Origin of the sequence: Bacillus coreaensis (assembly GCF_050586445.1) — a bacterium.
In the GTDB taxonomy this organism is placed as follows: Bacteria; Bacillota; Bacilli; order Bacillales; family Cytobacillaceae; genus Robertmurraya_A; species Robertmurraya_A coreaensis.
This window is the reverse complement of the sequence record NZ_JBOCCY010000004.1, coordinates 217,745-230,921: the sequence shown is the minus strand read 5'-3', so window position 1 is coordinate 230,921 and position 13,177 is coordinate 217,745. Positions and strand designations below refer to the sequence as shown.

Below are 13,177 nucleotides of genomic sequence, written 5' to 3'. Positions count from 1 at the left end.
TGGTTTGTTCTAGGTGTTCCAAATCTTCTAAGGACTTAACATCTTGATTAATGTATCTAATGGTCTTTTTAATGTTCTTTGGTAATTTATCAAATGGCTTCATATTTGTTCTCACTTACAATTTATTTACATTTAGTATTTCATAATATATATAAAATATGAAAAACAAACCGCTTTGGGTTTGTTTTTATCAATTTACTAATACACCTCTTAAAAACTCTTTAAATGCAGCTTTTTTCCCCATCTCTTTAAACACACTTTTTTCCAGCTTCTTTGGTTCAAGAGAGGTAAAAAACTCAGTATTGTTCTTAAGGGTATTTGCTGTTACTACTAGCTTTTCACCTTTTTCAACGTTTGTTTTAATTTCTTCTACATGGTTAAGTTGTAGTCCCGTTTCAACCTCTCGGCGCTCGATTGTTCCATTGGGCATCATCACGTATACATACGTTTTGATACCTTTTTCTTGAGTTGCTTTTGTGGAAGCTGTGAGGGCATCATTTATTTCATTTGTAATGATTTTAAGATCCACATTTGTTCCAACTGGAATTAAGGAACCAGGTTGCTCATTAAATTGGATGGTATAGGTAAATTGAGTTTCTTTTCCTTCCACAGGCTCTGTTTTCGGTAAAGTTGAGATACTTCCAATTGTACCTTCCATTTTCTCTTTTTGAAGATGAGAGGATACATATACCTTCATGCCTACATCAAAATTAGCCATTTCTTTTTCAGAAAGAGTTGCTTCTACTTGAAGGTTATTTGATGTGATTGTAACGATTGGATTCATTAAATCTTGTCGAATCTCTTTAACGGTACCTGAAATTGTGCTGTTTATCGTAAGGCTCGATAATCTCCCATCGATGCTTGATAAAGCGGTCTCTTGTGTCTCAAGTTCAGCTTCTAATCTACTTAGTTGAAGCTCTTTCTCATAGATTTCGATTTCCAGTGAGTTTGCCATTACACTATTCGTGGTCTCATTTTCTACTGTTGTCGATCTTTCTATATCACTTAATAAATCATCTAAATTATCAATATTGTCTTCTAATGCCTCAATTTCGTCTTCTAGTTTCGAAATTTCTATTTCCTTCTGTGCAATTGCTGCATCAATATTGACGGATGAAAGCTCAAGGATTGGTGTGTTTTCCTCTACTTGGTCCCCTTCTTTTACCAGAAAGGTTTTAAAGTCACCTGTATTTTCTTCGTAATAGATATATTCCTCTTCTACTGGCATGATTAACCCTTTATCTGCTTTAGACTCTACTAAATTCTGTTCCGAAACCGTTGTCCAGGTATCGACGTAGCTAATTCTACTAATTTGACTATCCTTCTTAAAAATCAGGTAGAGATTGCTGATCACGAATAGAGTGCCCACTAGGATGACTGTCCATTTTTTCCAGTTCATAAATCTAGCAACTCCTTTAAAGTACTTTTTCAAAATCAATGTATGAGAATAACGCCATCAAAAGCCAAATGAAAACATTTGTTATAATAATTATTAATAATACTATTGGTTTGCTTCGATTCAGTATTCTCTTTACGTAAAAATACTGAAGGGTAATTAACCAAATTTGAAACAAGGAAATTCGGGAAAAGAATAGAATCAGGTATCGATTATCTGTAAGATGCTGAGCAATCACTCCTAACGAATAGGGAAGTGACACTGGGTCAAGACCAAGGTAGAAATGAAACGGAATACTGATTGCTTTTTCTATTAAAATAATCATAGTGATGATAAGTTGTATATTTACTAGTTTGATATAGTTCGTATCTGCACATAACCAGAAAACTAGTGCAGGAAAAAAGATGAAGAGAATAGTACCTACCACCCCTAGTAGAACTTGTCCAACAGCAAAAAGAAGCTTTGTTGCTTCGAATTCAGCACTAGTTAGCTGGTAGATTTCTTTAGATAGCATTTCACTACCAATACCCAGATATGCACTCAATGAGTATAATAGGAAACTAGCGAAGGTGAGGATGATCGTATACTTCCAAGTCCCTTCTATTTTTTCAGCGTTTGTCAACTGATGTCCGATGATGTATGGTTCTTTCAGTCCACGGAACAACTGTACACGATAAATCATAGTTATCCTCCAATTTTTGGCATTTATTGCGATATTACTACATTTTATTTTACTTGATTTGATATATTTTGGAAACGAAATCGACAAAAAAAGACCACTTCCGACGGTGAGACGGTAAGTGCTCAGATGATTCATCCTTGTTTAATTACTAATTATTATTTAAACATAATTTATGAGGATACCCTAGGGGGAAGGTGTCAGACACCTTCCCCCTAGGGTATTAACTTATGTATTTGTTGTCCACGAAAGGTGATTGTCACCCTTTGTGGACAGAGTATTTACCTTGGGTTCGTTCCCCAATCGAGGAGCTTTTGTTTTAGTTCGTCTTCCATTTGAGCGAGGTCGTGTTCCGCTTGACGACGCTTGACTCGACCTTCTTGCTGAATGCGGATGGTTTCCTCTAGTGTTTGAATGAGGTTTTCTTGTGTTTTCTTGAGTGTCTCAATATCGACTAAGCCACGTTCATTTTCTTTTGCTGTTTCGATTGTGTTTGTTTTTAACATTTCAGCGTTTTTGAGTAGGAGTTCATTTGTTGTTTTTGAAACTTGTTTTTGTGCTTCTACTGCATTTCTTTGACGGATAAGCGTGAGTGCAATGGCCACTTGGTTTTTCCATAGTGGAATTGCTGTCATAATGGATGATTGAATTTTTTCAATCAGTGCTTGGTTGGTGTTTTGAATCAAGCGAATTTGTGGTGCACTTTGCACGGTGATTTCACGGCTGAGCTTTAGGTCGTAAATACGCTTGTCTAGACGGTCCGCAAACTGCATCATGTCGTTGACTTCTTGGAATGCCATTTGATCTTGAGTTTGTTCAGCCTTCTGCTTAAGCTTTGGAATGGTAGATTGGTTCAGTTCATCAAGCTTTAATTCACCGGCTGCAATGTATACGTTCAGTGCGTGGAAATACTCTTTATTGTGCTCGTATAGCTTTTCGAGGAACACCACATCGCTCATTAATGTATTTTTCGAGCGCTCTAACTTTACACTGATTCGATCAATCTGCGCACCTGTTTTTTGGTATTTCGAGAGCACCTCTTGTAGTGAATTTTGGATTTTCCCAAACATCCTTGAAAACATCGAGCGTTTCTCCGGCTTTAGTTCGTCTGGATTGACCTCATTGAATTTCTTCATAAGATCAGAGAGGATCTCCCCCACTTCTCCAATGTCTTCTTTTTTTACATGTTCGATCATCGAATTCGAGAAAGTCATTAGCTTCGACTGCGCTTGCGTTCCGTACGTGATGATTGCTTGATGGTTTTTCGGGTCAATTTGTTGCGCTAATTGAAATGCCTTCTCCCTGTTCTCCGGTGGGATTACGTCAATTAGCTTTAAGGGTTTATCTGTTTGTTGCGTAGCTAAAATAGGTTGGTCCTGTGCTGAAATCGGATCAGCAAATGGATTTCCGAGCAAATCGTCTAACATATTGCTGCTAGATGCTGCCCGCTGCAATTGCGGCTCATTGTTACGATCTGTCATTTAATTCTCCTACTTTCTTCATTCGGGTCTAGATTCTTCGGCTTCAGGGTAATTTTCTTCACCACATCAAGCTCGAAGTTCAGTTTATCTATATCATTCGATAGCACTTGGTTTAAATCCTCTTCAATTACACGGGAAAGGTCACGTAGAGCGCTTTTCGTATCTTGAAGAGAGATAAGTAATTCCGAGTTCTTTTTCGGTTGGCTAGATAAGAACGCGTATTTTTCTGCTAGCTCAACCATTGAGTCTAAGTGTGAATAATAGAATGGTTCCGCTTGATAAAAGCGCTTTGGTTCTTTTTTTGTAATGGAGTAGATCTTATTTGCTACTCGAAGTGTATCAAGCTGTTGCTTAAAAGCCGCGACGTCTCTTACTTGGAAGAATGCTTTTCTCAAACGCTGCAGCTTTGGCTTAGCTTCTTTTAGGTTCTTTCTAATGTATACATACTCTTTACGTGAGATGTTATATTTCTTGAATGTTTTTGCCTTAACGATTCCGTTGGTGATTAAATAAGCAGCAATACCAGCTACTAGTGAGATTCCTGATGCTGTAAGGAACCCATTGTTCAAAGCAAAAAAGCTAATTAGCCATGTCAAAATGGAAGCTGGTATGGAAACAAAGGTAAAAATAAGCAACACAATTAAGAAGTTCACTATAATCGACTCCTGACCTCTCGGGATTTCTATATTAAGTAATACGAACCAATTGTAAAAAAAGTTTCAAGTTTGCATGAATCTAGTTTTTGACCCAACTAAAATTCTCTATAACCAATATAACCGAAATTGACCATATTCAAAATGGACTTCCTTTGTATTTACATCTAGGTCTCAAGACTGAGAACCTGGGAACACCGGGTGTCAGACACCCTCCGTGGACACTTTTGGGTGATTTGTCTTTTTAAGGTGTCTGTCACCGCTCGTGGACAAACACACTCGTTTTGTCCGCGTGGGGTGGACAGTCCCTGACACCGCTTAGGCATGATAGGCCCATTAAAGTTGCTGGTGTCGGACTTTGTAGAAGTTTTGGTTGTTTATCTGTATATGGTATGTGGTAAATAAAGAGTACTTGATACCTAGGTTGAAGTGACAATTACAAAGGAGTGGTCTTGTGAAGATTAAGGTCAAAAGCTGGAAGATGCTTACTGCTCAAGACAAAATCTTTATTTTAAAAGCCATTAGCTTTCGGTCACAGGCAATGTCTTCAAGTAATACCTCTGAATAATTAATCATCGCTCACTTTAAAACATTTATTCTCTATGCTATTTAGCATGTAAATATTCCACCTTTCCAGCAGTATTTAGTGAACTTTATTAACATATGTCCCACTGCATGAATATACATACTATTGAAAGGAGGGATTTATGTTGAATAGCTATCCTTTATTATTCTTAGCTGCCATGCTTGCTGGTTTTGGATTGTTACGCGTTCCTGTAAGCGGTTTCTTAACACCTCTTGATCCACTGATCGATGGCATTGGAGTTCTAACTGTCCTTATCTTTGCTTTAGCTCTTATCTATCATGGACTTATGTTCCTAGCAGGAAAGAAGAAATACTAATACTGTTATCGGCCTCTTCTTGAGTCTGGTATATTGCACAACTAACGAAAAACAAACCCTTCCAGCTGGAAGGGTTTGTTTCAATTACTCTATGATACTATCACTGATAGCCTTTGTTCCCCCATACAGATAGAAGTTTTCGACCTCAGCCTTTTCAAAATACTCATTTGCTTTACTAGCCAATTTATTCTGTTCCGTTAGAACAACCGGCATTTCTAATTCGGCTGCGAAATGGCTTCCGCTCAGAGCATCAGGGAAGTTCCTGCCATTAGAAAGAGCCACATTCTTTGTTTTAGGAAAGTATTTGTTCGCAACTGCAAGTGATGTCTGGAATCTGTCATCTCCTGAAATTCTTTCAATCTCTGTCACACCTGCTGCTTTTAATTTAGATACAGCATCTGCTGATATAGCGTTTTTACCGCCAACTACAGTGACTTTTTTGATTTTATTGTCTTTCACATACTTTTCAATTTCACTGCTTAATGATTTCTTGGAGCCATTGAGTAAAATCGGAATTTGTGTTTGTGTTGCATATGGGGCAACACTTAACGCATCTGCAAAATCAAGCCCTGTAGTAACAAAAACTTCCTTAGGTGATTTCGTTACTTTTTTGGCAATTTCTATTGAAGTCTTCATTCTGTCATCTCCCGAAATACGGCTGACATTGAATTCTTTTGCAAATGACTTCTCAATGTTTTCTGAAACAGCCTTTTTTCCTCCTAGGATGACAATATTCCCCTCTGGTTTTAATAAACGCTTGGCTTCGTTAAGTACCTGTTCAATCACATTCTTATTATCTTTGATAAGAATCGTCGTACCGATCACCACATCATTCAAGACCCCACCGGAAAGTGCATCAGGATAATTATCCCCTGAAGCGATAAGGACAGTGTCCAGTGAATCGTCAGGCAAACGCTTGGCGAATCCAAGAGATGTTTCATATCTTGTCTCTCCAGAAATCCTTTCAACATTTCCTTCTGCTGGAAGGACTTCAGTTGTTACGTTCAATTGGTAAGGCTCCAGACTTGGGTTCTTATCTGCGCTGGAAACCTTAATATAATTTGGACCTGCAGGCAGATTCGATACTAGAACTTCCCCATCCCCGCGTCCGTACAATTCAGAAGAAGCAAGTAGTTTTCCATCTTTGCTATATACAGCCAGTTCACCGTTCAGGTCTTTAGGTTCTTTTAGGGTTACTGCTGTAGTGGAGTTTGCACTGTTATTAAGTTCATACCAGTCAGCATCTCCATCATTCTCACTGTAATTCACAAAGCCTTTTGCCGAATAGGAATTCTTGCTTTCAACTTTCAAAGATAAAGAAGCTGACGGAACATTACCTGTTACTTCAGAGCCAGCATCTTCATCATTTATTACAGCCGGAGCAACGGTTAATTCATAATTTGCAAGAGGAACCCTGTTAATATGCCACTGATAATTGGTAAGCACTAAAAAGTAACCAGTGTCTTCCTTACGTTTGAAAGATCCTGTTTCAATTTCATTATTCCAACCGGCATCAATTGCGATTACCGTGTTAAATTCTTCTTCATCGATTACTTGATTGGAGTTCGTATCCTCGACGATGAAAACAGCTGGATCTAATGGTGTTTCCAAGTATCCGGATGGAGCATTTTCAACAGAAGAGTCAGGATCAGCCATAAAACCGATAATACCTGCTTCCCCACCTTCCAAATAGTGCATATCTACATCACCCGTGAAGGCGAAGTTGCCCTTAACTTTTTCACCATCTAAAATAATTGCATCACTCTCAACCTCATTAGGCTCGCTTGCGTCAGAAATATCGGTAACTTTGGACGATTTAATAGTATACTCTTCGAATGACGGTTCAAAGTAGGATGCTACAAGAGCGTACTGAACACCTTTTCTTAATCCAGTTTGTTGGTTCTCTTCCAAGTCCACCGAACCAAAATTAACACTAATAGGAATCCAGCCCATCAATTCATCATATTGAAGAAGCTCCAGCAACGGAGTGATCCCATCTTTACCTTTAATTGCAAAGTTATAGATCGCATCTTCTTCCGCGGTAAACTTATAAAGGTCGATGTCCGCTGCAGATTGGAAATACTCCTCAACCGTTTCACCCAATTGATAATCAAGTGCATACTGAGTGATTTCGTCAATGATTTCTTCTTCGCCAGGAATTTCTTCCTCTGACTCAGCTTTCTGTTCAAGCTTTAATTTCGCATATTGTTCTACTGTCAATGTATCACTTAATAATTCTTCTTCGCTATTTCCAAAATCAGGAAAACCGTCTGCATCTGCAGGGAGAATTTTCCCATTAATATTCAAATGATACGGTAGGTTGGAATTTCCGCCCCATATATCAAATTCAATTCCGAAAAACTCATCCAGACTCATAGGTGTATTGGTTACCTGTACGGAATATTGATAGCCAGGCAAAGCTTCAAACACAACTACCTCCTCACCGGAAATATATTGGTTATTCGCAAAAGCCAACTCATATTCTTCCCCAGTTTCTGGATCTGCCATGTAGACATTAATTCCGTTATCCACTCCAGGAAGCCCGTCCAACTTGACTCGTACTACTTGTGCTTCCTCGACTGAAAAGCCATAATAATCAACATCTCCATCTTCCCCATTCAAGTAATGCTCATTTGTATCATAAGGAAAAGAAGCAATGTCAACTGGAGTTTCATAATCGTTGCCATCATCTTTCAATGAAGTACTTTTTTCTGCTGTAAAGCTATAGCTTCCGCTTTCACCGTAATTTCCATTGGCGTCTTTTACCCCGATAAAGAGAGTTCCTGTTTCATATGCTTCAAACAGATATCCTTCTTTTTGGGTTTCAGTAGCATTGTTTACTTCTTCCCAAAGATAAGGTTGCGTCTCTCCTTCTGAAAGGAAATAAAGTTCAAACCCAAGATCATGAAGCTTTGAACCTTCCAATAACAGCTGAATGTAATCCCCCTCAATAACTTCAGTGCTGAACCAGTCGGATTGGTTAGGAGATTTCAGGACTCCTTTAACCGTCACGGCTTCAGCAAGCTCAAGAGCTTTGGCATTGTCGGCAATTTCTTCAGGTGACAAGCTAGCATCTGCCGGAAGTTTTTCAAGATCGAAATCCAAAGCAGCGATCGGATTGATGAGCCCGTGACCGAATTTTACATCATAACCTTTATCTCCCAGGTCGTCAGCGGACAGTTCAAGAATACTTTCAATTTCAAATGGAGTCAGTTCTTTTGATTGAGATTTTAGCATAGATGCTACGCCGGCAACGATTGGAGATGCCATCGATGTTCCACTAAGTTTTTGATAAGTTGATTTCCCATTATAGGCCGTACTGTATATCGCTTCACCTGGTGCGACCAAATCAACGGAAGGACCAAAAGTAGAATACTCAGAGAGTTTCTTCTTATCATTTGTTGACCCAACACTGATAACCCCTTCGTATGCAGCAGGATATTCCATCGCATTGACACCGCTATTACCAGCAGCTGCTACAACAGTAATGCCGCTATCAATTGCCGTTTGAACAGCCGCTTCAATTATTGGAGACGGAAACGGACTGCCTAGGCTCATATTAATAACCTCAGCGCCATTCTCGATCGCATACATGATTCCTTCTGCGATGATATAATCGTAAGCGCCTAGAGAACCATTAAATACATCGATTCCCAAGATCTTTGCATTGGGATTAACTCCCACGCCACCAACATAATTTCCACTTTGGGCCGCGATAATCCCAGCCACATGGGTACCATGCAGATCAGCAGGTGCCTTTCTCATTGGATCCATGATATTGACAGACGATATCACGTTATCTTTCATGTCCGGATGGTTAATGTCGATCCCGCCATCGATGACGGCTACCTTAACTTCACTGTCACCTGCTTCTTGTTGGGCTGAAGCAAGATTTAATTGAGAGTAATGGTACATTTGATCTAATTTCGGGTCAAATACTCCTGATTTTTTATACTGCACACTTGGTGTAATGGAATCAACCTTCGAATTCGCTTTATAAGCTTCTACTACTTTTTTGAGGCTGGTTTTTGAATTGACGGTCACAACGTCATAGCCTAGTTTCGGAAGGTGTTTCTTGACTGTAACCCCGGCCAAATTGTGCTCTTTAGTTGACAGTGGTTCTGAATATTTAACTATGTATGTATTTTCCTCTGTCTGTTTTTCACCGCTGTTCATTTGCAAAGAAAATCTCTTGTCGTTACTGTTCTGAGTTTCCCTAAGAAGCAATTCTTTCAAATTTTGAGTTTCTTTACCGGCTACAGAGGTTGTTTGTGCATAGGTGCTGAGCGGACTTGCAATCAGCAGCAAGGACATCGCTGCGGGCAAAGCTGTTTTTTGGAGCCTTTTCCAATGATTCATACTTTTTCCCCACTTATCTTCAATTATTATTGTATTATAAAAATACCATTCTATGAGAATTATAACAAAATTTGTAATTAATAGAAGAATAATTTTATGACATTCTACCCTTACAATTGGGGAATTTTCTAAAAGTATTCATAATTGTCAAAAATGGAATTAAAATGGAATAGTACATAATTTCTAGGAGGATGATGGAGTTGTTTAAAAAAATCGCTGCTGATGCATTAGGTTTATCGGATATTGGAAAGATTATTGAGCCAAAGGATTTTGACAAGACTGATGCTGACGATTATGTCATGCATGAAGACAATGAAAGAATTTACTTCTTAATCAAGACAAAGGCAGATGAATATTGCTTTACGAATTTAGCTTTGATTCATGTGGATGGGCAAAGTGCTGCTTCATCTAAAAGAACATTGTATCGTTACCCCTATTCTCAGCACAAGATTTCCAACGTTACATTAGAAACTGCCGGAAAGCTTGATATGGATGTGGAGATTAAATTCCGTTTAGGTGATGTTCAGTTTGATATTGATGTGCAAAAGGATCAAATTGAAAAGCTGAAGGATTTGTATAAGGCGTTATTACGAATCTCTGAGACTACTTATGAAAATTCAGTAGTGACTAGCTTAGCAAACGAAAGTCTGGCGAAGGCTGTTGCTATTCTGCAAAACTCTCGTACAGAGGAATTGAAGCTATCTGAGCAGTACAAGGAACTAACAGAGTTTGGCTTCAACTGGTTAACTTCTATTCGTGAACAGTATCATGAAAAAGATTTTGGTGATGTGTTTGAGAAGTATATTAATAATTAATTTTTAGATAGAAAGAGGGGACCTGATCAAGTTTCCCCTCTTATTTAATGATCAATATTCATTAAAACTAATAGTTTCAACTGTTAAGGCCTCAGCTTCCGGAGGGTTTGCCCACCAGTTTATGCCTTTACACTTTACCACTATACTCTCACCTTCATCTACATCTGTTAACATGTTTTCACTCTTGACCTTAACAGTTATATTATTAGAACTGTGATTTGTAGCTCCTATAAGCTCCACCTCAACACTCTTCTTATCTCTATATGTGACATATCCCTCTAAATATACATCCTCTGGACTAGAACAAGCTGTTAAACCCAAAATTAATAATAAGATCATGAACCTCAACATTTACAACACCTCTTAATATTAGACGAAAAAGGGATTTTATGGTTTCTATTATCAAGTCTAAATATTAGGGTTTTTCCTGTTTTTTGTAAATATTAATTTAAGATTCACTAAATAATCTAAATAAAAACAACTAATTGTCTGGAATTAAAAAAAGGGTGTCCCAAAGCCAAAACTTTGGGACACCCTTTGGTTATGTATACTATTAAGAAGCCCTAGTGTACTCCTCAAGTTCCTTTACCTCTTTCATACCTTTCACAATCTGGTAAATCTTAAATGGTGTTACAAACATACCAATTAATAATGATAATACAAGTTTAATACCAAAATAGATTACCCAGCCGATAAGTGGCATAAAAAGGAAAATATTAGGTGTGATTTTATTTAGCGCGCTCCATCCCCATGGGATTCCTGCAAAGAAATACCCTAATAATAAAGCACCGAAAAATCCACCGCTAGAAGAAGAAAAACCTATGATAAACAATATTGCCATAATAATAGAGTTTTTAACAAGAAGGTTTTTGTCATTTTTAATTCTTGTTAAGTTACAACTATCACAAATAGGAAAAGTAAACTTTTCAGAGCATTGTGGACATAGAGCCTTTCCACAGTCGACACAAGTCGATACTGCGTCCATCTCATAATGTTTATGACACTTCACAATATCACCCCCCTTTTGAACTATTACCATAATACTACATAAGTGGTAAAAATCAATATATTTTGGTAAAAAAGTCTAGCAAGAGAATTCTTTAATTAAACTTGAATATCTTAGAAGTATTACTTCTTCTTCGCATATATAATATATCTCTCCGGCGCATCACCAATATATCCAAACGGATAACAAGTAGTTAGAATTAGCTCTTCCTTCTGATGCTATAAGGTAATAATACTTGTGTCATCTGCATCATCAATTTTCGTATTTACAATTTCATAGGAGGATTCCCCATAAGACATCTTCAAAACAAGCTCATCCCCAAGCCCAAGCTCCCCTACCTGTTTAAAAACAGTATCACGATGTCCAGATAAGACAATTTGTCCTCCTTCTCCTGGAAAAAATGAGCCTTTATAATGGCCAACTCCTCTTTCTAGCTCGTCTGGATCTGTACCTTCTATAATAGCTAATTCAGAATATATCTTGGGGATTAAAAGTAAACCTACCACTTCCCCAGTAATTGGGTTGAAAGTACCCTCATAAATCTTTTCTGAAGAGGTTTCTTCTACAATTCCTTTTGCTTCTTTCAACGATTTATTTGCTATTATATTCGTTTGCCAAATCTGATAACTTGCATAACCAGTAAACCCCAATCCCAAGAGAATGAATAGATAAATGATCTATTTCACTCTGTCTGATTCCCCCTTTAGAAAAATCATAGTACACTATTGGGTAACAAAAGGAATCTCGCTAACCCAGACTATTTCGTGTGAATGAATTTCTAATCTGAAGGTCTTCAAGCTTAGCTAGAATGGTTCCTGGTTCCACAATCTTATTACTACGAAATTCGGTATCATTACTATATGCTTCAAATGCTTAGTTATCAGCACTGTCTATACCATAATAACTAGCGAAGCACCTTTTGAATCATTTTCTTATGTATAGAAACATGTGAATTTTCTATAAGGAGGCCCTCAAAAAGAGGGCATTATCTCCATTTATCTGCTTCTTCCCTAGTTAAAAGAGTATTATGATGTTTGTTTTGATCTAAGAAGTATTTTAATCTTGCATAACTTTCTGTTCCTACATCAAAAGGTCCGATTAAGAAGGAAATAGACAAGTCATTATTGCTCCTTGCTTTAAATGAATACCCTTTAGTGGTTAGAAATGTATGGACATCTAATAATGCTTGACCGGCAAAACCACCAGTGTAGATATAACGAATTACACCTGTTTCTTTGTAGGGTGAAGTAGATACTCTTTGAGGCTGTGTTTGTGCACCTTGTCTTCTAGTAAGATTAAACACTTTCTCTAAGCCTACTACATGACCTCTAGCCGTAGACTCTATCCATGTTGGATTTTTCATCTTTGCCGCATCACTCGGATTATCAATAAATCCATTCTCTGTAAGAATTGCATCCATGTTACTCTCACGTAACATATGGAAGTCTGCTTTCTTTGCACCTCTGTCGGTCATACCATTTCTTGATACAATCTCTGCATGAATGGTTCTCTGCATTTGAGCTGTTCTCGAAGTGTTAGATAATCGACTATAAATGAAATCTTCGTATCCTATACCACCACCGGAATTAATGTGAACTGAATACAGGAAATTTGCTCCCCATTGATTAGCCATATCTGTCCTTTGTTTAAGACTTAAAGACTGATCTCCAGTCCTACTCATTCTTACTTCTACATTAGAATATTCTCTTTCTAAAATTTCTCTAATTTTTTGAGAAATCTGGAGTGTAATATTTTTTTCCTGAATACCATTTCCTACTGCACCAGGATCCGTACCACCGTGACCAGGATCTATAAATATTTTAACTATGGTAATCACCTCACTAATTTATTATTTACCCTTTTCCCTTTATTGGTAAAAGAGCAAA

The 13,177-nt window shown here is 37.8% G+C and carries 10 protein-coding genes and 1 pseudogene; 2 read left to right on the top strand and 9 right to left on the bottom strand.

Features of this window, described 5'->3' with window-relative positions; translation table 11 throughout:
* Nucleotides 1-190: 190 nt before the first annotated feature.
* From ACQ5H4_RS08790 to ACQ5H4_RS08775, 4 genes are all read right to left on the bottom strand, one after another.
* Entirely contained in the window at nucleotides 191-1,399 is a 1,209-nt protein-coding gene (locus ACQ5H4_RS08790) for an efflux RND transporter periplasmic adaptor subunit (RefSeq protein WP_430774562.1), read from the bottom strand.
* A 16-nt stretch (nucleotides 1,400-1,415) separates the two neighbouring features.
* Complete coding sequence (locus ACQ5H4_RS08785) at nucleotides 1,416-2,078, bottom strand: hypothetical protein (RefSeq protein ID WP_430774561.1); 663 nt, start codon at nucleotides 2,076-2,078, stop codon at nucleotides 1,416-1,418.
* 278 nt (nucleotides 2,079-2,356) lie between these two features.
* On the bottom strand, nucleotides 2,357-3,556 hold the full coding sequence (locus tag ACQ5H4_RS08780; protein ID WP_430774560.1) for a toxic anion resistance protein: 1,200 nt from the start codon (nucleotides 3,554-3,556) through the stop codon (nucleotides 2,357-2,359).
* Nucleotides 3,553-4,209, bottom strand: a complete 657-nt coding sequence (locus ACQ5H4_RS08775) for a 5-bromo-4-chloroindolyl phosphate hydrolysis family protein (protein WP_430774559.1) — start codon at nucleotides 4,207-4,209, stop codon at nucleotides 3,553-3,555. The genes ACQ5H4_RS08780 and ACQ5H4_RS08775 overlap by 4 nt, the downstream gene beginning before the upstream one ends.
* A 707-nt stretch (nucleotides 4,210-4,916) precedes the next feature.
* On the opposite strand from ACQ5H4_RS08775, the gene ACQ5H4_RS08770 reads away from it, so the two are divergent.
* Nucleotides 4,917-5,111: a hypothetical protein gene (locus tag ACQ5H4_RS08770; RefSeq protein WP_430774558.1), complete on the top strand. Its 195-nt coding sequence runs from the start codon at nucleotides 4,917-4,919 to the stop codon at nucleotides 5,109-5,111.
* Nucleotides 5,112-5,195: 84 nt separating this feature from the next.
* On the opposite strand, the gene ACQ5H4_RS08765 is transcribed toward ACQ5H4_RS08770, so the two are convergent.
* Nucleotides 5,196-9,470 carry a S8 family serine peptidase gene (locus tag ACQ5H4_RS08765; protein WP_430774557.1) on the bottom strand — a complete coding sequence of 1,425 codons (4,275 nt, stop codon included), beginning with the start codon at nucleotides 9,468-9,470 and terminating at the stop codon, nucleotides 5,196-5,198.
* Nucleotides 9,471-9,670: 200 nt separating this feature from the next.
* On the opposite strand from ACQ5H4_RS08765, the gene ACQ5H4_RS08760 reads away from it, so the two are divergent.
* Nucleotides 9,671-10,285: a PH domain-containing protein gene (locus ACQ5H4_RS08760; RefSeq protein ID WP_430774556.1), complete on the top strand. Its 615-nt coding sequence runs from the start codon at nucleotides 9,671-9,673 to the stop codon at nucleotides 10,283-10,285.
* Nucleotides 10,286-10,336: 51 nt separating this feature from the next.
* On the opposite strand, the gene ACQ5H4_RS08755 is transcribed toward ACQ5H4_RS08760, so the two are convergent.
* The 4 genes and pseudogenes from ACQ5H4_RS08755 to ACQ5H4_RS08740 form a co-directional block, all read right to left on the bottom strand.
* Entirely contained in the window at nucleotides 10,337-10,636 is a 300-nt protein-coding gene (locus ACQ5H4_RS08755) for a hypothetical protein (protein ID WP_430774555.1), read from the bottom strand.
* 202 nt (nucleotides 10,637-10,838) lie between these two features.
* The gene (locus tag ACQ5H4_RS08750) at nucleotides 10,839-11,294 is read right to left on the bottom strand and encodes a B-box zinc finger protein (protein WP_430774554.1); all 456 of its coding nucleotides are present in this window, start codon (nucleotides 11,292-11,294) and stop codon (nucleotides 10,839-10,841) included.
* A gap of 119 nt (nucleotides 11,295-11,413) precedes the next feature.
* Nucleotides 11,414-11,968, bottom strand: a pseudogene (locus ACQ5H4_RS08745) (class D sortase).
* A 308-nt stretch (nucleotides 11,969-12,276) separates the two neighbouring features.
* Nucleotides 12,277-13,128, bottom strand: a complete 852-nt coding sequence (locus tag ACQ5H4_RS08740) for an N-acetylmuramoyl-L-alanine amidase family protein (protein WP_430774553.1) — start codon at nucleotides 13,126-13,128, stop codon at nucleotides 12,277-12,279.
* Nucleotides 13,129-13,177 lie beyond the last annotated feature (49 nt).

Excerpts from the sequence above, each read along its gene's own strand:
- ACQ5H4_RS08790 (WP_430774562.1), bottom strand. The coding sequence starts at position 1,399 with ATGAACTGGAAAAAATGGACAGTCATCCTAGTGGGCACTCTATTCGTG.
- ACQ5H4_RS08785 (WP_430774561.1), bottom strand. The coding sequence starts at position 2,078 with ATGATTTATCGTGTACAGTTGTTCCGTGGACTGAAAGAACCATACATC.
- ACQ5H4_RS08780 (WP_430774560.1), bottom strand. The coding sequence starts at position 3,556 with ATGACAGATCGTAACAATGAGCCGCAATTGCAGCGGGCAGCATCTAGC.
- ACQ5H4_RS08770 (WP_430774558.1), top strand. The coding sequence starts at position 4,917 with ATGTTGAATAGCTATCCTTTATTATTCTTAGCTGCCATGCTTGCTGGT.
- ACQ5H4_RS08765 (WP_430774557.1), bottom strand. The coding sequence starts at position 9,470 with ATGAATCATTGGAAAAGGCTCCAAAAAACAGCTTTGCCCGCAGCGATG.
- ACQ5H4_RS08755 (WP_430774555.1), bottom strand. The coding sequence starts at position 10,636 with ATGTTGAGGTTCATGATCTTATTATTAATTTTGGGTTTAACAGCTTGT.